This window comes from Enterococcus sp. RIT-PI-f (genome assembly GCF_001297065.1).
In the GTDB taxonomy this organism is placed as follows: domain Bacteria; phylum Bacillota; class Bacilli; order Lactobacillales; family Enterococcaceae; genus Enterococcus_D.
This window is the reverse complement of record NZ_LHOX01000008.1, coordinates 1-25,364: the sequence shown is the minus strand read 5'-3', so window position 1 is coordinate 25,364 and position 25,364 is coordinate 1. Positions and strand designations below refer to the sequence as shown.

The 25,364-nt window shown below is 38.6% G+C and carries 21 protein-coding genes and 2 pseudogenes; 4 read left to right on the top strand and 19 right to left on the bottom strand.

The features are described 5' to 3' along the window. Positions 1-41: 41 nt before the first annotated feature. From AEQ18_RS02465 to AEQ18_RS02445, 5 genes are read right to left on the bottom strand one after another with little or no spacing between them, the layout of a single operon-like run. On the bottom strand, positions 42-782 hold the full coding sequence (locus tag AEQ18_RS02465) for a WxL domain-containing protein (protein WP_054114785.1): 741 nt from the start codon (positions 780-782) through the stop codon (positions 42-44). Positions 783-793: 11 nt separating this feature from the next. Beyond that, the gene (locus AEQ18_RS02460; RefSeq protein WP_054114784.1) at positions 794-1,591 is read right to left on the bottom strand and encodes a WxL domain-containing protein; all 798 of its coding nucleotides are present in this window, start codon (positions 1,589-1,591) and stop codon (positions 794-796) included. 33 nt (positions 1,592-1,624) lie between these two features. Beyond that, positions 1,625-2,359, bottom strand: a complete 735-nt coding sequence (locus tag AEQ18_RS02455) for a WxL domain-containing protein (RefSeq protein ID WP_054114783.1) — start codon at positions 2,357-2,359, stop codon at positions 1,625-1,627. After that, positions 2,334-2,648, bottom strand: a complete 315-nt coding sequence (locus tag AEQ18_RS02450; protein ID WP_235505472.1) for an LPXTG cell wall anchor domain-containing protein — start codon at positions 2,646-2,648, stop codon at positions 2,334-2,336. Before AEQ18_RS02450 ends, AEQ18_RS02455 begins: the two co-directional genes overlap by 26 nt. A 26-nt stretch (positions 2,649-2,674) precedes the next feature. Then, positions 2,675-7,576, bottom strand: coding sequence for a hypothetical protein (locus AEQ18_RS02445; RefSeq protein WP_054114781.1), 4,902 nt, complete (start codon positions 7,574-7,576; stop codon positions 2,675-2,677). 451 nt (positions 7,577-8,027) lie between these two features. Here AEQ18_RS02445 and AEQ18_RS02440 point away from each other — a divergent pair, with 451 nt between their 5' ends. Continuing rightward, positions 8,028-8,897 carry a helix-turn-helix domain-containing protein gene (locus AEQ18_RS02440; protein ID WP_054114780.1) on the top strand — a complete coding sequence of 290 codons (870 nt, stop codon included), beginning with the start codon at positions 8,028-8,030 and terminating at the stop codon, positions 8,895-8,897. A gap of 1,001 nt (positions 8,898-9,898) precedes the next feature. Here AEQ18_RS02440 and AEQ18_RS02435 read toward each other — a convergent pair. Together AEQ18_RS02435 and AEQ18_RS02430 are read right to left on the bottom strand one after the other, a co-directional pair. Continuing rightward, positions 9,899-10,516 carry a CPBP family intramembrane glutamic endopeptidase gene (locus AEQ18_RS02435; protein WP_054114817.1) on the bottom strand — a complete coding sequence of 206 codons (618 nt, stop codon included), beginning with the start codon at positions 10,514-10,516 and terminating at the stop codon, positions 9,899-9,901. A gap of 136 nt (positions 10,517-10,652) precedes the next feature. Beyond that, on the bottom strand, positions 10,653-11,120 hold the full coding sequence (locus AEQ18_RS02430; RefSeq protein WP_054114779.1) for an RNA polymerase sigma factor: 468 nt from the start codon (positions 11,118-11,120) through the stop codon (positions 10,653-10,655). Positions 11,121-11,289: 169 nt separating this feature from the next. Between AEQ18_RS02430 and AEQ18_RS02425 the strand changes: the two genes are divergently transcribed. Then, the gene (locus AEQ18_RS02425) at positions 11,290-12,096 is read left to right on the top strand and encodes a competence protein ComK (RefSeq protein ID WP_054114778.1); all 807 of its coding nucleotides are present in this window, start codon (positions 11,290-11,292) and stop codon (positions 12,094-12,096) included. Positions 12,097-12,330: 234 nt separating this feature from the next. Here the strand turns inward: AEQ18_RS02425 and AEQ18_RS02420 are convergent, their stop codons facing one another. The 11 genes from AEQ18_RS02420 to AEQ18_RS02370 all read right to left on the bottom strand — a co-directional run bounded on the left by AEQ18_RS02420 (position 12,331) and on the right by AEQ18_RS02370 (position 21,177). Then, positions 12,331-13,017 carry a CpsD/CapB family tyrosine-protein kinase gene (locus AEQ18_RS02420; protein ID WP_054114777.1) on the bottom strand — a complete coding sequence of 229 codons (687 nt, stop codon included), beginning with the start codon at positions 13,015-13,017 and terminating at the stop codon, positions 12,331-12,333. A gap of 12 nt (positions 13,018-13,029) precedes the next feature. After that, positions 13,030-13,815 (bottom strand): YveK family protein, encoded by a 786-nt coding sequence (locus AEQ18_RS02415; RefSeq protein WP_054114776.1) that lies wholly within the window; start codon positions 13,813-13,815, stop codon positions 13,030-13,032. Between the two features lie 16 nt (positions 13,816-13,831). Continuing rightward, complete coding sequence (locus tag AEQ18_RS02410; protein WP_235505471.1) at positions 13,832-14,689, bottom strand: hypothetical protein; 858 nt, start codon at positions 14,687-14,689, stop codon at positions 13,832-13,834. A gap of 10 nt (positions 14,690-14,699) precedes the next feature. Beyond that, positions 14,700-15,356 (bottom strand): class D sortase, encoded by a 657-nt coding sequence (locus AEQ18_RS02405; protein WP_054114774.1) that lies wholly within the window; start codon positions 15,354-15,356, stop codon positions 14,700-14,702. A gap of 31 nt (positions 15,357-15,387) precedes the next feature. Beyond that, entirely contained in the window at positions 15,388-15,984 is a 597-nt protein-coding gene (locus AEQ18_RS02400) for a hypothetical protein (protein WP_054114773.1), read from the bottom strand. A gap of 980 nt (positions 15,985-16,964) precedes the next feature. Further along, positions 16,965-17,204, bottom strand: a complete 240-nt coding sequence (locus AEQ18_RS02395) for a hypothetical protein (RefSeq protein ID WP_054114772.1) — start codon at positions 17,202-17,204, stop codon at positions 16,965-16,967. A gap of 133 nt (positions 17,205-17,337) precedes the next feature. Further along, a complete protein-coding gene (locus AEQ18_RS02390; RefSeq protein ID WP_054114771.1) occupies positions 17,338-17,865 on the bottom strand; it encodes a hypothetical protein in 528 nt (175 codons plus the stop codon). Positions 17,866-18,691: 826 nt separating this feature from the next. Then, positions 18,692-19,087, bottom strand: coding sequence for a barstar family protein (locus AEQ18_RS02385; RefSeq protein WP_082348579.1), 396 nt, complete (start codon positions 19,085-19,087; stop codon positions 18,692-18,694). Positions 19,088-19,102: 15 nt separating this feature from the next. Beyond that, the gene (locus AEQ18_RS02380; protein ID WP_054114770.1) at positions 19,103-20,542 is read right to left on the bottom strand and encodes a ribonuclease domain-containing protein; all 1,440 of its coding nucleotides are present in this window, start codon (positions 20,540-20,542) and stop codon (positions 19,103-19,105) included. Next, complete coding sequence (locus tag AEQ18_RS02375) at positions 20,539-20,907, bottom strand: DUF3958 family protein (protein WP_235505470.1); 369 nt, start codon at positions 20,905-20,907, stop codon at positions 20,539-20,541. Before AEQ18_RS02375 ends, AEQ18_RS02380 begins: the two co-directional genes overlap by 4 nt. Positions 20,908-20,910: 3 nt before the next feature. Next, positions 20,911-21,177 carry a TIGR04197 family type VII secretion effector gene (locus AEQ18_RS02370; RefSeq protein WP_054114768.1) on the bottom strand — a complete coding sequence of 89 codons (267 nt, stop codon included), beginning with the start codon at positions 21,175-21,177 and terminating at the stop codon, positions 20,911-20,913. Between the two features lie 704 nt (positions 21,178-21,881). On the opposite strand from AEQ18_RS02370, the pseudogene AEQ18_RS02365 reads away from it, so the two are divergent. Then, a pseudogene (locus tag AEQ18_RS02365) lies at positions 21,882-23,313 on the top strand (IS3 family transposase). Between the two features lie 244 nt (positions 23,314-23,557). Further along, positions 23,558-23,906 (top strand): annotated as a pseudogene (locus AEQ18_RS15875) (ISL3 family transposase); the annotation flags it as partial. Positions 23,907-24,630: 724 nt separating this feature from the next. Here the strand turns inward: AEQ18_RS15875 and AEQ18_RS02360 are convergent. Further along, positions 24,631-25,236, bottom strand: coding sequence for an O-antigen ligase family protein (locus tag AEQ18_RS02360; protein ID WP_268760909.1), 606 nt, complete (start codon positions 25,234-25,236; stop codon positions 24,631-24,633). Positions 25,237-25,364: the final 128 nt, after the last annotated feature.

Sequence of the window (25,364 nt, the reverse complement as noted above, 5' to 3'; positions counted from 1 at the left end):
TATGTACCGCTATGATCCATGATCATAGCGTGGGTGTGAGATTATGGGTTAGTCGGCGTATCTGTGAGCAGCCAAGTAAATGTCGTATCATATTGGGTGGCATATTTCGTTGTTGAACCAGGCACTTCCAATGAAATACTTTCTGCGGCAGCAGCCACACTGTTTCCCCAACGCATCAGATACGTTCCTGCACCTTCACCATCTTGGGCACTCATGACGAGTGATTCCGCACCATTGGGATCCAACTGGATACTGGCTTGAATATTTGACGGTTGCGCGGATTGTGAGGCTGTCGCCACAGAACCATTGTTCAAGCGAATTTGTGCGGCTGTCAATTCTTGGTCTTCCGCTGTTTTGAACTGGCCGTTTTGTTTGACCTTTAATGTCCAACCACTTTCTGTTCCCCGATTATCGGTCACTTGAACAAAATTCGGTCCTTCTTGTTCTGCGTCATTCGCATCAAGATACTTTTGTGTTTCAGCATAATAGACTTCTGTTTTTGATGTGATTTTTTGTGTACCAAAGAACAGGCTAGATGCATAATCAATGGATAGTGGTCCATTGGTTCCAGGATTCGGCCCATTTGGATCAGTTGGATCAACTGGTGTGATTGGCTTTTCTGGATCTGGATTTGTCGGATCGACAGGATTTGTTGGATCCGTGTTTGGTTCAAATGTGATTTGTCCATTTGAACTATATGAAGCGCCATCTTCTGCTTGTGCAGCAACTGGCATCATTGTGAGTAAACCTAAAACTGTGACCATACCTACTGTTTTTTTCATGTCCATGCTCCTCATTCTTCTTCTGGTGTATCAGATAGTGTCCACGTTAATGTTGTGGCATAATTCACGGCATCTTTTGGTGTACTGCCTGGAACAGAAAGTGCCACATCCTTTGTTACATCTACTTGATAGGATTGATTGGCTTCATCTTTTTCGGTGACTGTTTCCACTGTTCCCCAAGCATTGACCCAAGTCCCAGCACCTGCATGATTTGCTGCGGTCATCACGATTGATTCCGCACCAGCTGCATCCAAAGTGATCGTTGCTGCAGCGATTGGCGCAGTCACGCCTTGGGCATTTGATTTGACTGTGGGATTCTTTAAGGTGATCACAGAACCTGTTAATTCTTTATTTAATGTCGATTCATTTTTAAACTGACCATTTTGTTTCACCGACAAACGCCAGCCAGCATTACTGCCGCGATTGTCCGAAATTTGTACATAATTGGCTGTTTTTAGTGGAGAAACTTCGCCATCTTCATCTAAATATGCTTGCGCACGTGCATAATAGACTTCATTTTTATTTGAGATTTTGTTGACGCCAAAGTCTAAACTAGAGGCATAATCGATAGACAACGGGCCATTGGTTCCAGGATTCGGTCCATCAGGATCAGTCGGATCAATGGGTTGTACAGGATTTTCCGGATCTGGATTTTCCGGATTGACTGGGTTTGTTGGATCCGTATTTGGAATAAAATCAACAGTCCCATTTGATTGATAGGCAGCAGCTTCATCGGCAACAACCTTCGTCGTGCCAATCGTTGCCGCTACTAAAGAAATCTGCAGCAGAGCAAAAGCGGTTTTTTTCATTTTTCGTACACTCCTTTTTTATTCAGTGATCGGTTATTCGTTTTCTGTATTCTCAGGTACATTGTTCAATTTCCAAGTCAACGTTGTTCTGTACTCTTTCGCTAGCTTCACAGAACGACCTGGAACATTTAATTTGACCGCTTCACTGCCTTCCGCGGCATCCGCACCAAATTTATAAATCCAAGTGCCCATGCCTTTGCCTTCCTCTGCATTGACCAAGGTGACTTCGCTGCCAGGTACAAAAGTATGGCTTGCTGTTGCAGTAGGTGCATACTGCATATCCGTAATTGATGTCATTGATCCATTGGCAATAGACAATGCTGCCCCTTCCAACGCTTCGTCATCTGCTGTTTTGAATTGACCATTTTGTACAACACTCAAAGACCACCCTTCTTGTGTGCCTCGTTTATCTGTCACTTGTACATAATTTGGTGCGTCTGGGCTGGCTGCAAATGATTGTAAATCAGCATAATAATCTTTGGTTTCAGAGGTGATCAGTTGTTTGCCAAACTGAAAACTAGAGGCGAAATCAATCGATAATGGCCCAGCGGTACCTGGATTAGGACCATCTGGATCAGTGGGATCAACCGGGTCTACAGGCTTTTCCGGATCTGTGGGATCGACCGGATTCGTCGGATTGGTATCAGCTTCAAATTTAATCGCACCATTAGAGGTATACGCAGCCACCTCTGCCCCATTTGCTGTCACTTGAAATCCTAATGCGCTGATCAATAACAAACTGCTAGTCAAAAATACTTTTTTCTTCATTTTTCTTTCTCCTTTTTATTAAAATAATTCCTACAACCAACAATGCCGCGAGTCCGGTGATAAGATACGCTTCCCCGCCATCTGAGCCAGTTTGCGGCAATCGCTGATTGTTTCCGTGTTCCCCGCCACCTCCAGGTGTTGACACTTGCGGGGGGATTTCAGGTTCTTCTGACGGGTATTCATATTCCCCGAAAAAAGCGGTCCTTCCATTGCTTTCGTATGCCCCAGCCTCTGTCGCAAAAACGCTTTGAGGCAGACAGAGCACACAGATGACAATCAATATTTGCATGATTTTTTTCATATCATCCCTGCCTTCTAAGGGTTTTCAGGTGCCGAAACCAATTGCCAACTTAATGTACCGTTATAGGCACCCACTGTTTGCTGCTGGACAGGCACAGTTAACTTGATTCCTTCGTCGTTTTCCTCGTTCCATTGCTGGTTGACCACAACGGTGCCGTTGGCTGCCATCTCGGTTTCTTCAACGATCACTTCCTCTGCATTGATGATCTGTTCTTCGCCATCTTTCACATACCGGAAGACGTCGGTCAGCTGATCCGAACCATTTGTTAATGGCTGCTGCTCCTTGACAGTCAAGCGCCATGCACTGCGTTCGGATCCCCGGGTGTCTTTCACGGCTAGATCACCTGCAATTGTCGGCCAGTAGTCTTGATTGGCAGTGGAAATTTTTTGCTTACCGAAATCAAAGCGCTCCGGCACGCTAGCCAATATCAATTCGCCTGCTATCGCCACGTTGACTGTTTTCTCTGCCAGTTGGTCTGCTATGGCATAGCGATAGCCTGTAGACACATTTTTCAACAACTCATCTTCTGTGGCTTGTTGGATCGCTGCAAAGGCCTCTGCCGAAACGTCAGGTAAGACATTCTCTCGATCATCTGCAAAAATCGTTGTCGCTTCCGTATACGCCGCCAGATCTTTTTCATCTGTCAACGATGCTGCCTCTGGCAACGTCAAGCGGACATCTTTTGCATAGACCGCAAATTGACGGTCTTGTGCGTAGACACTTTCGTTTCTCACAACCACCAAATTGACGGTGGTTTCCGCTTGATTTTCTGCACTTTCTCCTGCAGAAAACGTCAGTGCGTGCTTCCGATACACAGCTTCCCCAAGCGGTGCACTGATTTGCGCAAGGGCCTCATCCGTCAAATCGTCTGTGAAGAATGGTCGGCCACTTGCTTCGAGATAAGTTAAGGCTTCATCCTTTGTGATTGTTTCAGCTTCTTGTTCTGTGATAATAACATTACGTGCACGGACTTGTGCTTTATTGGAATAGCGGACAGTAACCGTATAACTGTATTCTCCATCTTGACTGGTCCATTCAACCGGTTTAGATGTATCCTCTTCTGCCAACACCTGGTTCTCACTATTGACTTTACTTGATTTGACGTTTCCTTCGTAAAACCATGAACCAGTGTCTGTTGTTTCTGGGGTGAAGGTCAATGTCGGCAAGTTGCTTCCGGTATAAGGGATCATTAAGCGGCCTTTTTGAACAGGCGTATTCTCTTGCTCGGTTCCCCAAGCAGTGAGTGTACGTGGTGCATTGTTTGCTTTCACACCTGATACATTGTGACTGATCGTCCCTGCGCCATTGGCTATTCCCGGATTTTCCACCTCATAGTCAATGATTGAACCCGGGATCGCTATTCCATAGCCATTCGACGCTTGCGTCACATCATTGTCGCCAATAAATGTTTTACCGGTACTTTTTTCAATACCGCTAAAGTTGACTGGTGTAATGGTACTGGCATTTGTCTTGGTTGGATTGACCGTCAAGACTTGATATGCCACCACATCACCGAACCATGTGCCGCTGCTGTTGACACGTGATGATGGATCATTGGCCGTTGTTTTCATCCATGTCAAATGATCTTTTTCTGGATTCGGTGTGTCAAAATCCGAGATATTGATGCGGCCAGTACCAGGCGGAGATTCGATCGTGCCTTCGTCCTCCACAGTCAGTTTGGCTCCTGAAATCAGATTTGAAGCAGAAGAAATGCCAATGCCTGCATCTTTTGACAGATGAATAGCGCCAAATTGATGATACGTCGTGCCATGATTGGTCGCTGTTGCTGAGCGACCGTTCTTGATATCTCCCCCATTGGCCATCAACTTGATGCCATTGGTCACAGTCAATTCGGTAAAATTGACAACGCCAAGGCCTGTGATCGACATTGGATCGGTTTGATAATGATTCGACCCGTCCACATTTTCCCCAAAATTCATACTTATCTGATTGCTGCTGTTCGCAACGATCGTATTGGTCAAATTATCCGATGCATTCCCACCGGAAATCCCATTGATGCTATTGGCTCCTTGAATACGCATCTCGACATTCCGCAAAATCTGATTGCTTGAAATATTCGAGTAATATGTGGTGTACAAGTTGCCAATACTTGAGCCTTCCGCTTGAATATTGATATAAATATTGCCACTTCGCGTATTGCTGGCAGTTCGTCCGCCATCGCCGTATACCGTAGCGCCGTTCAAGGCATCTGAGCCTGGTTTCGTGAATATATTCAAGGTAATCGTATTTGACGCATCTGTTCCAACAATATTCGTGCTATTGTATGGATTGCCGCCAGAAATATACGTCCCCGATGGCAACGCAAACGTACCCTCATAATTTCTCAAATCTAACGTTAAGCTGGCATTACCCAATAACCTTCCGTTATTCGTGACACCGCCAGAGAATCCATTGGATCCTGTCCGTGGCGTCCCTGAGAAATTACCGCCGAAGACGCGATTGTTGGAGTTGCCATTGATCGTATGAGAAGCAGCAACACCGTATGAGGCCCCTAACGACGCATTGATCACGCCGTCGTAGACGGTAACGGCGACATCACCGGTGACAAGCAAATCATCCCAGCCACCACCAGATAAGAACCAATCGACTTGTCCATTATTGACAGTGGTTTCGCCATTTCCGTACACTCTACGTCCGGTATACCCCGTGCCTTCAAGTGTATCGACGATGCCTGAATTTAATGTGTTTGAGCTATTTCCTTCAATCACACCCGAGAAAGATCCACCATAGGTCCATCGCGCGACCGTGTTATTCAAAATTGTTTTGGTATTGCCTTTGATGTAGATATCCCAAGCGGTACCTGGATAGCCACCGCCACCAACAATATCCCAACTAGTGGCATTGCCTCGTGTTTTATTCGTTGTTGAATATTCTAGATTAGACGGTCTTGACCCAGTGTAGGCAATCCCCTCGCCGCCAGGACTGCCATCTGTTGTGACTGTGCCAACTTCAATCGTTGTGTTTCCTTCGATGTAGCCGCCTCGACCAGCTGCTGTCGTATAATAATTTGCACCGTTCGAAAAAGAACCGCTGACTAAATGAGAAGTGACATTGCCATATACTTTAAAGTTTGCCGCAGCTTCAGCCAAGGCCGCACGTTGGGCAGGCGTATAATTGTCATACGTCGTCGTATTGGATGCACCTATTGAACTTTGAGAAAGGGTATTAACGTTATTCCCTCCTGCACCATTAAAATCACCAATGCCGCCCACACTTGCGCTAGGTCCAGCTTTCACCGAATTTACAATGTTGCCGGTAATGGTGCCGGTATACCGATTCCCACCTTCAAAGTCACTACGACCAGACGTATACGCACTCACATCAAGGACGGTGGTCACTGCGTCTTTAGACGCATCTGATCCAATATCTCCGTAAAAAGACCCGCCAATAAATCGATTGCCTGTACCTGACCAACCGCCTGCGCCTGAAACATTGTTGTTGACTGTTCCACCGATGCGTCCATATTGGACGCCACCGACATAAGTGTTCAATAAGAAATTGGTATTCGTCGTTTTGATCGTCGTTGACACATTTCCTGTCACATTCGCTGGATTGGATACATTGCTGCCCAAGCCACCGCCATAATAATTATCCAGTGCCCCGTTCAACCGATTGATCGTAACACTGGTGTCTCCATCAATGGTACCAATATTGGCCCCTCCGACAATCGTACGGATTCCGCCGACTGTGTTGTTAATGATGATGGAGGAGTGGCCAGTCAACGTACCACCGCTTTGATTGCCACCGTAAATATTCCATGTACTCGATCCTGTGGCATTGATCGTGATCGTTGGGTTACCAGTCACATCACCGGTATCACTTCCTCCATAAATGGAAAACCCATTGCCCGTCGATCCCCCATTTAAAGACAAACTATGCCCGTTCATATATAAGTTAGAGCCAGTGTAGTTCAAGTTGCGCACCACGATATCAGAGCCAAAGTAGGCATTCGTCCCAAAGGCAACAGTTCGACTCCCCGTCGTCAGACTTGTCGCATCCGTGATTGGGTCATCTGAGTGACCGGTCAAGATCAACCGACTTACTTTGCCCTGCAAGGCAGAAAACGTCATGTTGGTTTGATCAACTGGACTCGGGATGGTTTTTGATACCAATGAGGTTAAATTCAATGTAGTTGTACCAGAACCAAGATACAGCGCAAATTCTTGACCAGAACCATTTTGATACATATCAAACAACGCTAGCCGCACGCCATCTACAGAATTGGCATACGTTGCATAGGCCGCACCATCACCTTTTGGACTAGGTATTGCAAGCACGCTTGTTTTATCTGCTTCGGCAACGATATCTTTGATTGACGTTTCAGCCAGCGAACTATTTGCAGCGCGGGATTTGATCGCTGCTTTGAAAACTGCAGTGATCGTTAAGTCCTTTTGTATGGCCAATGCAATCAGTTCTTCAGAACTATATTTGACGTCTTCTATCGACCAGCCTTCAAAATTGTCTTCCTGCACAAATCGAGGCAAATCTTCTAAACTGAGCATTTGTCCCTTGTTCAAATTGACTTGTACTTTCGTTTTGCCATTGCTGAAAGGATGTGCATTTGTCGTTTGAAAGGAAATACTGACTTCTTCTGTTTCCACCGATGAATCAGTTGTTTCCATTGTGGAAGTTGTGGTTTCAAAACTTGATTCCTCAGATGTTGTTTCTGTCGTTGTTTCTGTCGCAGTCGAGACAGTAACCGCTTCTGGCTCCTCTTGTTCTGAAACACGCTGACTCTCTGACGGATCTGACGATGTCCCTGTTTCATGGGCAGATTCAACCGCTTGTTCACTTGATTCAGTAACACTCACTGCTTGTGCTGCTACGCTTGCATATGAAAAAAGCGGCCCCAATGTTAAAAGAAATACAAGCAATGCTGTGATGATTCGTTTCACATGATCCCTCCTATCTAACAATTATTTTTTTGGCAGCGCACACTGTGTTACGCCTATAAGTATATGAAAACGGTCATTTTTTCTTGCTTCTTTTTTTGTTTTTTTTCAAAAAAAAGAGGATAACCAATTTTGGCAAACGTACCACTTGATGATGAAAACCTATATAAAGGCTGATATAGTCGAATTTATTCATCTAAAAATGATATTTTTTTATTATAAACTGACACTTATTTGAATCTGCCACCTTCTATATATAACATGATAAAATCATAATGTTTCAAAATTAGTACAATAGGTCATTAATTTTTTTCAAAGCCTCACATCCTACGCTTTCAAACACTGAAGCAAGAAGATATAATGAGCAACAGTTCGAACAAGTAATTTCGACCTACTTTTGCACACAACCACACAATTAGAGTCAATAAAATTAAATAACACGGAGGATTTTTTTATGCATTTTGGTTCGACTTTGAAAAGGATCCGTGAAGAGAAAGGTATCAAGCAAAAAGATGTCTGTGAAGGCATCATCACGTTGAGTTACTACAGCCGGATAGAAAGAAATATCAGCGAACCGACTGTATCGATTTTTTTGGCGCTTCTCAATCAGCTGAATATGAATTTTGATGAATTTATGTTCATTCATAATAATTATCAAGAATCAGAAGACCAGCAGTTGTGGACGAAGATATCGAATCTCTTCCATACTGGAAACATCGCTGGTTTAAAACAATTAAAAGAAACCGATCAAGTCACATACAGTGAACAAGCCTATGCCTTCATGCCAAAGATCATCGACTTATTTATCTCTAGATTAGAACTACACGAAACGCCCGCAGTCGATACCTCAGAAATCATAGATATCTTGATGTCCATCGAAAATTGGACAAGTTATGAAGTGAAAATTTATACAGAAATCATGGATACCATTCCCATCGAAACATTGATCACCATCGTTAATCATTTGATTAGAAAGAAGACGATCTATACCCCTTCCAACGGATATAATTCGCCTTATAATCGAATATTGATCAATGCCATTTTGGTTTGTCTCAATACCAACTACCTTTCAGATGCTGAAAGATATCTATCTATCTTCAAACAATCATTAGAAATCAGAGATTTTTTTGGTCATAGTTTATGTCTTTATTTGGAGGGCTTATTGCGTTATCTTAGTGGGGATACTGAGGAAGGAAGGAACAAGGTCATGCAATTCTTTGATCTATGTACGTTGATTGGTTTGGAAGACTTTTCTTATAAATACAGGGTTTACTGGCAAAAAATGTCTAGCAGATATATAGAAAAAAGCTTAAAGGAATGTTGATCTTCCTTTAAGCTTTTTTAACGATATACACCATCAAGGCCAACCAACATAAGTATGCTCCTGTATATGTGATGAATGTACTATATACAGTGGTCTTTTTAAATCCATTGGTTGCGTTATTGATTGATGTGATTGCTTTATTTTTTTTACATCCAGAAATAAAATCCTAGCTTGTATTTTTTTTGGTTTAGTTATGCAGGTGCTTATTGCAAACAATAAATTAATGAAATTGACTAAAGATAATAAATAAGCCTCAAACTGACGTAATTACTTCAGTCTGAGGCTTTTCTTGGATTCACTTTTCACGATAAGCATTTAAAAATATCGATATTTCCATCATTAAAATCAAAAAAAATATGATATAATGATATAAATTATTGCTATCATTCAGGTGTAGTTGTGCTCGGTCGTGGTGTCCCCTTCAACCTTCCAATCATTTTGGGTAAAACATTGGTTGTAAGGAGGGATGCCAATGAATCACAGTGGAATGGGAAAGGTTACGTTCTGAAATAGTATGTTGCAAAATATACTAGCAATCTTGACGATCATCAACATGATCGCCGAGATTGCGAACAAAATAAAAAGCTTAAGGGAATAATCCTTTAAGCTAACCCAAAATCCACTGCCGCAGCAGTTTTGTAAGAGGTGGACCAACACCTTTTACCTACACCTGAATTATAGCAAGTTTTCAGATTCATGTCAAAGTTTTGAAAAATTTAGAAGAAATATACCTAAATTGTACATCTTGCTGAAATAGTATGTTGCAAAATATACTAGCAATCTTGACGATCATCAACATGATCGCCGAGATTGCGAACAAAATAAAAAGCTTAAAGGAATAATCCTTTAAGCTACCACATATCCACTGCCGCAGCAGTTTTGTAAGAGGTGTTACCAGCACCTTTTACCTACACTTGAATTATAGCAAGTTTTCAGATTCATGTCAAATAAACGAACAAAGCAAAAGAAATATGACCAAATGAAAGAAATAATCACCTGAGCTAACCCATAACCACTGCCAATATCATCACCGTTAGATTATACGCCATATGAGCAAAAATGGATGTCCAAATATTCTTCTTCCACAAATAAGCCATTGTCAGATATATGCCAATAACCAAAAAAGGATACAAGGCAAAGAGATTGCCACCCACATTGGCCATATGACTCAAGGCAAAGAACAGCGGACTGGCTGCCACACTCAGTCTACGCAACCACCGTTTTTTACCAAGATAGATGATGGAATATCTATAAAATAATTCTTCAAAAATAGGGGCAACGATCAATGCGAGAAAGACAAACTGAGGCGTTCTTTCTGCTACCGGATAATTGAAGACAAATGGATTGCTGTTATGAAAGAGAATGAAATTGATCAATCCAATGGTCAATATAATCCCCAATAGGACGGCAAGACATATTTTGATTTGCTCCAGCAGATGGATACTTTTTAGACTTCTCCATAAGTATTTATGGAAAAGAATGAAGCCCATGCCAACCAGCAATACCTTGGCTCCTAATTGATGGTAGCTCATTAGATATGGTGCATAATCAGAAGGAATACCTCTGATGGCGATACCACGCCACAATATATACAAAAAGATGAATAATGCTTTTTTCAACAAAACCGCCCCCTCCAAACCCTTTGCTATTCAAACGAACCGTTATCACATCCGTGACTTTTGTACGCATCTCCATCATAAACCATTGTGCCCCATGAACCAACTACAAATAGAGGAAATCCAGAGATTCCCACCTCTATTCACCACCAACAAACCTCTCCCATGCCGCCTGCAATTGCTTCCGATAATAGTAACGCTTCTGCTTACTTTCGGATCGACTGTGGTATTTCACCCACATCATTTGTTCCTTATTTGACAATTGCTGCCAAAACTGCAAGAACAAAAGATCATGCTCGATCACATGATGTGGTTCATCCATTGGCGGTTCAGTCTGTGCCAACAATACCGGTATTGCTTTGTTCTGTCGGGTTTGTTTTCGTTGCAGATCAATCACGCGCCATAGCAAAAAATGAAACAAATAGCCAATCTCGTTAGCTACGCGAAATGAGCCTTCATCCTCGTAGGTTTGTGTCCGTTGATAAAACAAGATCCGTACTTCTTGCAAATAATCCTCATAATCAGCATGACTGCGAAATACACCTGCCCGCATCAACACTTTGTGAAATAAAGCTTCATAATCCTTGATCAGTTTCTCTGCATCCATCGATCATCCATTCCTTTACGATTGTTTCCGCGCGGTACCCTAAGCGTAACAGACAAAAAGAATTTAAAATAATCTGAATTCTGCATTTTTATAATAAATTTTGATTATTTATTGCAAAATAACGTGAGGTCTTTTATAGTTAAGATAAAGTTTATTGAGGAGTGATGTCATGTGCAAAAAAATGTACTACAGTCAACTTGTTGAAGAACTGCTGCCTCACTTGCTGCTGCCACTTTCCACAGAAATTGCTGATTCCTTCGATCAATCGTTGTCACCGACACCTCAAGTTCATTTTGACCAATCGATTTCCCTGATTCTTCCCCTTGCGTATTATAACTATGAACATTGCCTAGTGATCTATGAAGACAGTATGGCATTGATTGCCCATCGCTCCTCCACCATTAGCGGAATGATATTGAGTCACTATCACCATTTCGATCAGTCTATCTACAAAGAAACCATCAATCTGCTGTTGCGGGAACATTCTGCAACGAGACATTACAAGACACCGATTGCCAACAGCGAATACAGTCTATTTCCTTTAACCAACGCCCAAAGTCCCAAAACCATTTGGCTCAATCCTGCTAGTATCCTTGACATTTCAACCCGTCCCCACGAAACCATTGTCCATCTGTTCAACAAGCTCAGCTTTCGCTCACCCATTGAGTCCCGAAGCATAAGAAACAATATGTACAACAGTTTTATGACCCACGGCATCATGAAGAGAGATTTTACCTCTACGATCGTTCAAGAAGACATGAGTCTCTATGAATATTTAAACTTGTCCTATTCTAAGGACATCGCCAGAGTGATCGAGAACATTAGCTATGCAGATATCCCAAGTAAGCGCGGCAAACTAATGGAAAAATATATTGAAATCTATCACAAACGCACTGAAAGAGATCTCGCTGGTCCCCCTCACTCACCCATTTATTCCTATGAATGCAGAACAAAGTTCCGAGGAACGCGTAAGTGAACCATAAGCACAACGCAAAAAGAACCAGATAAATTTCTGGTTCTTTTGCTTTCAATCATGGTCTTACATGATAGCGGTCGTTAACGTCTCTTCTAAATGCCTTCCGTCTTATTCTTAACAACAAACTTTCTTTCAGTCATACAAAAAAAGACCAAATCAGACATTTTTGTCCGATTTGGTCTTTTGCAAACATGTCTATAAGAGAATGAAATGGATCGGCCATCACCTAATCTCCTATGCGTAATAATAATAATTATCCGCATTCCCCTTCTTAACACCGTTATAAACCACACCGATCAAGTGCGCATTGGCTAGGGTCAACAATTTCTTCGCTTTGATCAAGCCTTGTTTGGTGGTCTTTCTTTCTCTGACGACTAACAAGGTACCATCGGTTTTAGAAGCTAAGATTTGTGCATCTGTTACTACACCGATCGGCGGCATATCGAAAATGATCAAATCGAATTGCCTAGTCAACTCCGGAATAAGATCCGTCATCCGTTGGGATTGCAACAATTCTGATGGATTTGGCGGAATCGGTCCACTAGTCAAGATGGATAGATTCTCGACACCACTTTCTTGAATATGCTGTTCCAGTTGTCCTTCACGGTCGGCGATCAAGGTGCTTAACCCACGGTGATTCGGTAAGCGAAAGGTCAACGCCACCGTCGGTTTGCGCAAATCGGCATCGACTAGCAGGACGCGTTTGCCGCTATTGGCAAAGACCACTGCTAGATTGGCGGAAGTCGTTGATTTCCCTTCTCCCGCGCCAGATGAAGTAATGACCATTGATTGTAACTCTTTATCAACAGAGGAGAAGTTGATGTTGGAACGAATCGTCCGCAATTGTTCTGCAATCACAGAATTGGTATTGGCGACAGTCATCAGAGATACTGGCGACAAATTCGTATTTTTCTTTGCCATGACAGATCCCCCTTATACCCGTTTTCTCGTGCGTCGTGACGGCGCATCGTCTTCTGCACTATGTTCTGTTCCCCTTGAAGCTTTGAATAGATCTACCTCAAAGCCTTCATGCAACTCTTTACGTGACATCTCAGTGATGGCCCCCATCACTGGCAACGCCAATGTTTCTGAGACAAACTCTTCATCCTTGACTGTTTTATCCAGCAATTCCAATAAGAAGGCCAAACCAACACCAACCATCAAGCCAATCACCAACCCAATAGCCAAGTTCAGCTTATCATTTGGCGAAATTGGTGACGACGGGATCGTTGCCTCAGACGTAACCGTGACTTTCGTTACATCTAGGACTTCGCCGGCTTTTTCTTTGAAGACATTGGCTGTTGTATTGGCAATGTCAGCCGCCACAACGGGATTGTCAGAGGTAGCGACAATCTGGAACATTTGCGAATTTTGCGATTGTTCTACTGAAATGGCCTCTTTCAGTTGTGCCACACTATACGAGTAATTCTTTTCTTCTGCTAGTTGGGCTTGTACTTCTTTGATTACCAACACACCGTTAATCATATCCTTATATGTATTGATCAACATAACATTGCCACTGATGTCAGATTGTAGATTGGTATTTTCTTCTGCTTTTGCTTGAACGATCAATTCAGCCGCAGAGGAGTACATCGGGGTGATCAGGAAAAAGGTAACCCCACCCGCGACAGCAATACCCAACAAGGTACTGACTAAAATCATGGCAAAGCGTTTTTTAAAGATGGACCATAATTCTTCTAAGCTAATAGTTTCTTCCATGAATGACTCCACTTTCCTAATGATTTATCGCATTTCTCATTTTGACACGCAATGGTTCACTGACACCCCATAAGATCACCGCAAGAACGATCATCCCTACACCGACCCAGACAAAGCGCAGAATAAAATCTGTCAAGTAACTGGTCAAGAATAGATAGATGGCTTCTGAGTTGATGGCGATGCGTTCAATATAACCGCCGGTATAGATGAGCATTGGCACCACCACCAGCATCAATCCTGCACCACCAGAGATATAGGCACCATAACGTAGGCGCCGATGCCACCATTTGCCAATGACCATCATTGTGCCGATCAGCAGCAGCAAAAAGACCACCCCTGTAACGATGAACAGCAGAATCAAGGTATCATCAAACTGCATGACTTTATGGCCATAGGTAAGCAGATAAGGCAATTTGACATATTGGTCAAAGATCGAGATGGCTGATTCTTTCATATACGTCAGATTCGCCGTCATTTCTTCAGAAATGGTGATATTCTGTTCTTCCGCATATTTGGCGACGGCTTGATCCATGTTGTCTTCGATCTGGTCGGTGCCAATCAAGTTAAAGGGCACATCTGTATAGATCCCGCGGATATAGCTATCAACATTTTGTTGCACGACTTCCGCCGGTACGACCTCTGAAAGAACCTCAGCAGGTATATTACTCGCCAAACCGATATCTGTTATATTGGTGTTGATTTCTTTGGCGATCGTTTCGGCATACTTGGTGTCATGGACTTGATCCACCATAAATTCTTGATTAAACAAGGTTGCCCGCAACACACCCAAAACCAATAAAGAAAACAAACACAATGAACAGACAAAGGCAAGTATGATTTTGGGTAGTTTTGCCACCCATTTTTGATTATTCAACTTATCCCTCCTAAGTCTGTTCATTGATGATTGGACCTGACACATATTCACATGTCACAAACATGCGCTCATCCGTCAACCCTAATTGATAACTATCAATTGGGTAACACGTATAAAGCAATAGAATCCGTTCATCACGCTGTTCGATCAATGTTTGAATGTCAGCATCCGCTTTATTTTTGACTTCCTCAGACACAACTTTAAAGACATAATTGCCATAAGTGGTCTGTATTTCTACTTCTGTGCCGTCTTGAATCCCAATCAATTTCCCAAATGTATCGGTATTATGGCCACCAATCAATGTGGTGCCCATTTCTCCTGGGAAGACAGACCCCATAAATTGTCCAGCGCCTAAACGCAAAATTTCGGCAGAATCACCAAAGTATAATGGCACATCCATCTTTAACGCATCAATTTTCACCTTCCCATATTGTGTCCCACCACGTGGATAGTCGACAGTACTAGAAGGCAATTCATTGTTTTCATCTGTATCTAATTGCTCATTATCCGCCACTTTGATTTCAGCAGCTTCAATAAATTCAAAATTAGGGGCTTCATTCAATAAAATGATATCCACCGAAGATGTAATAAATTGGATGACAGGTTTGCCAATCACATACATGAGTGAGTAGCCTATGATCAAGAAAACAATAGGGGCAATGATCATTGCCCCTATTCTCTTCAATAGTTTTCGCACATTACGCAAGTTTAGACTTTTTGCCTACTACAAACGCACCTGCTGCGAGTACTAGTAGCGCGCCTACTGTAGCAATACTTGCTACGTAAGAAACGCCAGTTTGTTTCACAGCACTTCCTGTAGTATAAACAGGATTGCTGCCGCCAGAAGTTACGCTGTCAGAACCTGCAGTATCAACGATCGACACTGAACCAGGACCGAAAGTAACACTCAATCCCAATACATCAGCTGCTGCTAAGACATAGTCTTTCAATTGTGCAACAACATCTGCTGGGAAAGCTGCCAATAATTCACGTAAGCTATTGATATTCGTTACATCAACATTTTGGGCTGCGGCTAATGCACGTGCAGCTTCGATATTTGATACAACAGCATCTACTTGAGCAGTGGTTAACTCTTTTTGCTTCAAGTAGTTTTCAGCTTGTGTTCTATCCGTAGCTGTGATATTGAACGTTTTGCCACCTACAGTAACGCCTTGGTCGAGTGCCGTCAAGATACGCTGTTCATCATTTGTGATCGCGCCTTCCGCCGCTTGAGCTGGAACCGCTAAAGAAAGAAATACCACAAACGCAACTAACACACTAACAATTTTTTTCATTCGCTGGACCTCCTTTTTTTAAAATTTGGAAAAGAGGCAAGCCTCTTATACCACATAACCTTTTTATCGGGGAATCAATGTGAAATTGATGCTGATATAAACATTTTTTCAATCAATAACAATAAAAAAATGAGAATTCAATTCCCTTGAATAAATATATCATAATAATCTCAAACCGTACAATAAAAAAAAACGAAATCTGTGATTTTATTTTTCGTCATCATTATCGTAATAAAGAAATAGTCAACATGTACTCATTTATATAAATGTTGGAAGAACAACACCTATGATATATATCAAATTGTATTTTTCACACAGATTTTTTTCCAATAAAGAAGGATAAACAAAATATTTCCAGAAATAATTTCCATGTTTTTGTTTTTTAATATTAAAGTCTAAATGAGTAAATCGCTCATTTTACATATTAAAATAACGCTAATAGAATTTTATTGGTATTGACCGATTGGATTTACTTTCTTATAAAAGCATTTTCAGTAGCTTTTTAGGAACCTTTAGATCCGCAATCTACGGAAGGGTATCTTTTAATAACGTTGCTTTTTGAATAGTATTTTCCATTGCCCTTCAAGACAAGCTTGAAAATGTATTTTAAAGTTTGTTATTCCTATAAATTGGAGATCGAACTATCATCAGATGGTTATTGCGGAGAAATAAACCAGCGTTTGCGGACAGTACTTCATTCGCCTGTTATTTTAGGAAAGACTCGTTAATTTCAGTACACCATGAAGTAAGACAATGGTCCATCTTCATTATGGCATTCATGATAGATTTTGAACTTTTTGTCAGTAATCTGGACTCTCTGATAAGTTCTAAAACCTACATTTTGATCCAGCTGGTTGCTGATCCCTTTTCCAAAAACAATAAAAAAAGAGGTAACCAGAAACTCTCAAATTTTCTCTAATAAGTTGCTGTTCCCTCTTATCATTTAAAAAACAGATTATTCATAAAAATCAGCCTTGAAATCATCTTTTCGTCATCCATTTTTTCATAGACCAACCTACTTCATTGAAGTATTTCCAATTGAGCAGATTCAATAAAAATTCTGCAAACACTTTTTGTTTCTCTTTACTTATATCTTCATATGAACCACCATTAGTAACATCTGTATATTGCTGTTGTAGTATCGCTCTTCCTTCATTATACGACCCATTTCCTATAGAAGTTACAAAATCTTTGACTTTAAATAATACTCCATGTACCAATTGATTAAACTATTGATACATGGAGTATTATTTTATATTTTAATATATAAAAACAGCGTAAGTAGAACAATACTTATAATCGTTATTATGAAGAAAAAAGTGAAATGAAATTTTATGTCTGATTGAAGTTCAATTAATTTTTTTCTTTAACAAAATTCAATCCATTAAGGAACTGCATTTGATTCCTTTCAATCTCTTTAATAATATTACTAATTGATAAATGACTTGTCTCTTCTATGAAAGCTTCACTTGCTGTATCATTAATTGAAAAATACTTTACATCAGAAGCTGAATCTTTTTGATAATAATAAGTAGCATCATTATTTGTTAAGTCGAAAGATACTGATATACTTGGTTCATTCTCTTTATATAATATTTCAAAAAAATTTTGTCTGATGTAGAAAAAGGATGATTTAATACTCGTAATTTGTCTTTTTTTTAATGTAATTACAGTATGTTCATTAGTGCTGCTATCTCCAACTAGTCCAAAAGATTGTTCATTCCAAAGATAACTATACTTTAACTGAATGAATTTTTTTGAAAGCTGTTCGTTATTATCATTTTTTATTTTAATATACTCAGTAACTGGATTTTTAAATAAAGAAAAACAAACTATAATTAGCATCACTGCTAAAATTAATACTTTATTTCTCTGCCCCATCATTTTTTTCCATATTTCAATTCCGACTCATTTTGAGGCTTTTCTCGCAAGCTTTGGATAAATTTTTCGTTAAATTCTGCTAAATCGGTAAACTCAATACTCAATCCTCTAAACAATCAATTTAATTTTATAATTTTTCTTTCAAAAAAATAGCTGTAATTATTTGTATCTAGTAATTTTGAAAAATCAGTTCTTTTTAATACCTTGTTTGTTTTTTTAACATTAAAGGTGCCATCTAAATTCAATGCTTTTGGGCCAATCCAATTTAAGGCTATCATCTTGAAACAAGTAAGTAGATGATTATGTCAAAATGTCCATAAAGATCAAATTGGATTCTTTTCTTCAAGCAATTGGTCAAGAGCAGCCTAGCTCGGATGTGATTATTCACACTATTCAAGGCACATAATATGCAAGTACTATATTCCAAGTTTTGTGAAACTATTCTCAGTTTTTTAGGTCAGTTCTTTGATAATAGTGCTGATTCAAGTCTTTCATCCCATTTTAAATACTATTATTTCAAGAAAAATATAATTCAATATATGCTATTTTTTTACCATAAACGATAGTGAAATCCAATTTGATTTCTTGTATTCATCCCTAGAACTCTTTATTACGATCAAGCAGTTCATAAGTAATATGTTTATACTTATCAGTGTGCATGTACTACACTTATCCCTTGGGCTTCCATTATTCCCATAGGGCTTGTGATGATTAATATTCGAGGTATTTTTATCAGTTACAAATAATATAGAAACCAACTGATGGAATGAAATCACTCCTGATAAATAATCATACAAATTGGATGGAGTAGTATTGTTTAAATTTTCTATTCAACTAGATACACATTAAATAAACGAGGTTTTCCATCAACAACCGTTTTCATCACATCTTTTTGCCAATAAGGTAGGATATCTTCTTCAAAAATTTCTATTACAATTTTCTTAGCCTCAGCATCATTTTTTAAGAAATTTGCATAATCTTCAATCACAATGCAAAAACATTGATTATCGATCCAGCTCAAATCAGTCATCCAATCTGTATAAGAATCCCATCCAGAACTATCAGGCAATTCAAATTTTTTTTTCATTAATTCAAGAAACTCTTTTTTTGTTTGAATATTATTGCCTTGAATATTGACAATATAGCAATTATTCTGTTTCGAATCATTTTCTAAAGTTAACCTTTCGTTTTCATTCACTCTTAAAATTTTATTTTCTATCATGATTATTCCTCTATTCTATTTAATTTTTAAAAAGTTGTTATAATGATCATTGGTATAATATATACTGCCATCACTACCCTTAACAAATCTTTCAGAATCTCTTTTCGCATTAGGTAACTTATTATTAACATCAAACTCCTCATAAGATATTTGATTGCCACCTTTGTCAGCACTCGGTAATTTTCCATCACGATTTTTATATGAACCACCAGCTTTTGTACCAGGTGTTTGTCCTTGCATATTGCCTTCCCACTCATTTTTTTCATAAGTTTTATATAAATTCTTTACATTATCTGGCAAATCATTAATCTTTTTATTAGAGACAGAAGTAACTTTAGTTTCACTGGCGTTCTCCGACGTACCTACTGTTGTTTTTCTGGAAGAGGTCATCAGACGATACGAAGCATAAGTAAATCCTAGAATTTGGATTACTTGACCTAATTCAGATTCATTTAACCATGTGTATCCATCTTCTACATACTGTGAACCTGCAACAATTCCACTTAAAACTGGATTCAACTTTTCTCCGGTTACATAATTTACACCATTTCTCCAACCATCTTTTATTTTTTCATTATATACCTCGTAGGTCATAAATTGAATTAAATCAGAATCAAGATAATTCCCTGCTTTTGATAAATATCTATATAAGCTCGGATTAGTTATACCATAACCTGTTTTTTTATCCTCTATTTGCCATGAAATTTTGGGATTTCCATCCATATCTGTATAGATTACAGCGTAGACATTATACTTTTCTAATTCTTTATTCTTGTTTTCATCAATCCCAAGCAAATTGTCTTGATAGAGTTCCCATTTTTCACTTATCGTATCTTTCCAGGATGAATCACTGGGAACTGTAAACGTTCCTGTTGCATCATTCCATGAGCTACTTGCTTGTGATAAACCTTGATCAATTGCACTTTGTAAACTTGATATTTCTGAAAAAATTGCTGGTGAACTTGCATTAAATGCTAATAATTTTTGTAATTGATCCTCTAGTTTTTGTTTAGCATCACTGTATACCCCTATTATTATTGAATTAGCAGTTAATTGAAATAGTTTTGAAATCGCAGGCATTTTTGAAGAGATTAATGCTTTACGAATATCTTCTGCTTGATTTAACAAACCACTTACTTGGCTTATTTTTTCTTCTAAGTCAGATTGCTTTAAATCCCCACTATCTACCTGAGCTATATATTCTTCTGGAAATGTTTTCACTGCATTTTCTACTGCTTCCGAAAGTAAAATACCACCTTGAGCCAATGGGTAGAGCACTGATTGGAAATATGCTTTCGCAGAATCATAAGTTTTACCACTTAAAAACGGACTTGATATCACAAAAACTGTAATTGCCTTTTGCAAATCATTATATCCTTCTATTTGTGTTTTGCACATCGTTGAAACACTTGCTGCTTGATTTTGGGAGGATGACACATACATATCAATACTCATGATTTATCATCCTCCTTCGCTAATTCTTTTCTTTTTTCGTAGAGAATATCCTCTAATTGATTAGATATTTTCTTTTTTTGCCTATGTAATTCCTGTTCATCTTCTTCTATATAGCTCATGACTTTTTGTGACTGCTGAGAAAATGCCTCAAAAAGTGTTTTATAAAAATATCCTTGTTCACTGTTATCAAATTGATAACAAAGCTTATCAAAAAAATGCCGTGCTTCATAGAAATGTTTTGCATAAGTTTCTTTGACCTGTCTTACTTGACGGGCTTCACTACTTACTGTTTCTTCCTTTAAATATAATTGCTTTTCTTCTCTTTGAATCTCATCTAAACTCCTCATTTTTTTAACACCACCCATTTGTTAAAACATTGTATTTGCAGTATTTACATCCAATGCTTGGAAATCTTCTGCCACGCTTTGTAGGTTATTTGAAGCGGTAAAAACCGCCTGTGCTATCTTTGTTGCTGTTTCCTGTGCTGTAGTAATCACCTCTTGGGCGTTACTATTCCCCGATACTGTTGTTTGTGTATCATTGGTTATACTCGTTTGTTGGATTAACTTATCTGTTGCAATTTTTAATGCCGTTGCTTTTTCGCTTGCACCAGCCAAATCACTTTGAACTGTCAAACTTTACTCCCCCTTTTGAACGCCATTCATTATATTTTGTTTTATTATCACCATCATTTCAGCAATTTTCTCATTTTTACTTGAAGAAGAAATTTTCATCCTGTTTGTGAAATACACTTCATTACATGTGAAGGATGATTCCCTATCTTTAACAGTATTATTATCCAAGTTGTTATTTAGAACATATCTAGAAGCTGTGTCCTCAACTCGTTAAGTTTCTATATTATACTTAGTTTATTTGTTTCTCTAATTGTTCAAATTAATAATATATCCTACCTATTGCTATGAATTCTCAAATCCAGTATTATATTTTCATTTTTTTATATAAAAATAAAATAAATAAAAATAAATCGTAGGTAGAATAATTTCATAATATAGCCAATATCATTTTTTAGTGGTTCTATAATTTACGGGACTGGTGTATCATAAAATGATTTACTATGTAGTTTTCCCTATACCGATAAGTAGACATTTCGACTCAACTCCTACTATTTGCTCTTTTGACGATACCCATTGATATATGTAGGTATACAGACGCTTTATTTAGAGAGCTGACGGAATTTCCCTTATATTAAGACTATCACCTCGGGTAAATTAAATAGATGATTACGTCAAAATGTCCACACTATAGCAAACCTACTGCACATATGAATGCAGGGCATGCGGACAAAAACTTGGACTGAAATAAGTTTGGAGGACGTCTCATGTACACATATGAAGAACGGAAAAAAGCTGTTGATTTATATTTTAAATATGATCAAGCATTGGCTGCTATAACTAAAAAACTTGGATATCCTTCTGTTGGTGCCCTCAGACAATGGATTAGAGAATTTCAATCTTCAGATAAGCTGCACAAAAAATATCAACGTACTTCTTGGAAATATACGCTTGTTCAAAAAGAAGTTGCTGTGAATCATTATTTAGATTATGGGCAATGTTATGCACGTACAATTCGAAAGTTTGGCTATCCAAATAAAACTACTTTACGAAAATGGGTGGAAGAATACGCTCCATCTACTCGTAAAGTTCGTCAAAATTCGATACACTATACAAAACAAGAAAAAGAAGCTGCTGTCCTAGCCCTGTGCACTCGTTCACTCTCTGCTAAATCAATCGCAAATGAATGTTACTCCTGAAATCAAATTGTTGAAAGAGGAACGAGATATCCTTCAACGTGAAGTATACAAACTGCGCTTAGAAAAAGAAATTTTAGAACAGGCGTCTGATTTAATAAAAAAAGAGCCTGGAATCTATCCAATTGTATTGACAAACAACGAGAAAACACAAGTGATTGATGCCTTATGCTCCAAATATAGCGTAATTGAGCTATTAAGAATTCTTGATTTGCTCAAAAGTAGCTATTACTATCACAGGAAACAATTAGCTATCCCAGACAAATATTTAAAAGAACGCTCCTTAATTGTGCAATTATTTCATGACAATAAAGGAAGATATGGCTATCGTCGTATTTATTGTTCGCTTAAGTTATTAGGAATTACTTTATCTGAAAAAGTGGTACGTCGCATTATGACTGAAGAGAAATTAAAGGTGAAATCACTTCGATTAAGAAAGTACAATTCTTATGGAGGAGAAATTACTCCTGCTGTTCCGAACCTTTTAAAACGTGATTTTAAAGCTGACCAACCAAACAAGAAATGGCTTACTGATATTACAGAATTTCATATTCCCTCTGGGAAGGTCTATCTTTCTCCAATGATTGATTGTTTTGATGGAGCTATCGTTAGTTGGACAATTAGCACAAAACCCAATGCAGATATGGTCAATTCAATGTTAGAGAACGCTATTGCCACATTAAATCCAAAGGATTCTCCAATTGTTCATTCTGATCGTGGCGCACATTACCGTTGGCCAGGTTGGATCAAACGAATGAAAGAAGCCTGTTTAGTCCGTTCAATGTCAAAAAAAGGATATTCTCCAGATAATTCTGCTTGTGAAGGCTTCTTTGGGCGCCTCAAGAATGAATTCTTTTATGGGCAGGATTGGAAGTCGACATCTATTGATCAATTTATCACTGATTTAGATAACTACATTCTTTGGTACAACAAAAAGCGAATCAAGTGTTCATTGGGCGGATTAAGTCCATTAGATTATCGTAAGAAATTAGGTATTTTATAAAATTTTGGTGCAGGAAAACGTCCGCACCCCCTTTCCTACATTTTAAAGGTGCCGTTGATACCAATAGCGTATCTGCCCACTCGATTTAATTCCGTGTTTATTCGTGAGATAGAGGTATCCACCCTTTCCTTCAAGATATTCATGAACGATTTTTAGCTTAAATTTAAAACTATATTTTGCCATAAAAATAGCGACCTCCAAAAGTCAGATTTTTTGGTCTAACTTTTGGAGGTCGCTTCATTCAGTGATCAACGCAACGCTATCTCCTTGCCCGCAAGCTTGTAAATCATGTGGATCCACAGTGAAAGACAGTGATGATAAAACGATAATTGTAAGAAATGGGAAGAAAAAAACTACCATACGTTTTGATGAATAAAACCATATGCCGATGGTTATGCAATTAAAAAAGCAGCGCTACAAATGTAAAAATTGTGAAATGTATTGGACTATACAACCTTACTTTGTTCTTCCAAAACAATCTATTGCCAATCATTTAAGATATAAAATTATTTCTTTACTAACAGGTAATGAGCTTTATTTGTGCAGATGGAGAGAGTGAAGAGTTGATTGATATTTTGCCAACACATAAGCTATATCTGTAGTTAATATTATCCAGTCACAAAATACACCTCTGACAAAAAAAGGGAAATCGCTATTATAGATATTACTCAGTTGAAGTTTCCAACTCTGCAAAAAATATCTTCCTGGTTTTAAAACTTTTTATTAAAGCATATGTAAGGAGGTTACAAAACATAAAGGAGCGCTCGTGTCTATACCGCAAGAAAATTTACGCGTTTGATGGATACGCTACTATGTAACCATTAACTATACACACCACCACGGAACGTGATAGATAAATAACAATCTAATATTGACGCAAATCCTTGATACACCACGAAAAAAATAATTTGGACCATGGCTAGTTAAGTTCGCTTCAATCAATTTACACAATAAAAAAATACTCATTCTTCAACTTATCTTATTACCATTAAACTTATTGGAAAAGAGCAGTTATTCAACTCTTTTTCTATGCGATATAAGCACCATTAATCGATCGTTTCAATAAAGCTTGTCACAACTTATCATTTGAAAGATACCACTTCAAATGATAATAACAGCCGTAAACCTATATTTTAAAGCATCCTCCCAGTTGATTACCCACTATTCTGGGACTATTCAACACTTGTGTTAAGATGAGTTCAACAATTTTAGAATTATTAAAAATTTGATTTGAGGTCAAATTTCAATAAAAACATCTGAAAAAAATGCCCTTCGGATCAATCAGAAAGACTAACAAATATCAAAAGGAATATATTACTACTGTACTCTTGTGGTACTATTAAAACTTATATTTAAATCACTTGAGTTCGACATTAAAAGCGGGATCGTAATAAATACTATAGCATTTACGGTTTCAACAAATCCTAGTCCATAAAAACTGACACTTTCAACACATAAAAGAACAGTTAAAGCTATAAGTGAAAAGAAATAGATGTTTTTAATATCTTTGTTCAACTTTTGACTCTTTACAACAGCATATAATGTATATACAAGAGAAGCTAGAACTAATACAAGCTCAAAAAGACCACCATTAATTAATGTTTCTACAAAAAAATTGTGAAATTGATTTACTTCTAAACCTTTATTTTTAGCAATATCCAATGCAGTATAAAATCCGGATCCCCACAAAAGATTTCCATCAGTATATATATCTAAACCCAATTTCCAGATATCAATACGTCCACTAGAGGCAGCATCGCTTCGGATAAAAAATTTATCAATAAAATCTTTTATTTCTTGATTCCTTAAAATAAAAACAACAGCTGCAACTATACCAAAAAAACTAAACATTGATATTTTTCGTCCTTTAATAATTCCTCTGAAGTGATGCCTTGTATTATGAGATATCCTGTCCTGACACACCTGCCTCTTAACATGGATAATATTTTCGATTTAGACATGACTGGATGGCTTTATGTTACATTTCAAGGACTCTTCTTGCCATTCTAGTGGCTATTTCGTGTATCTGAATTGATAGGTGAGTTGAGGTC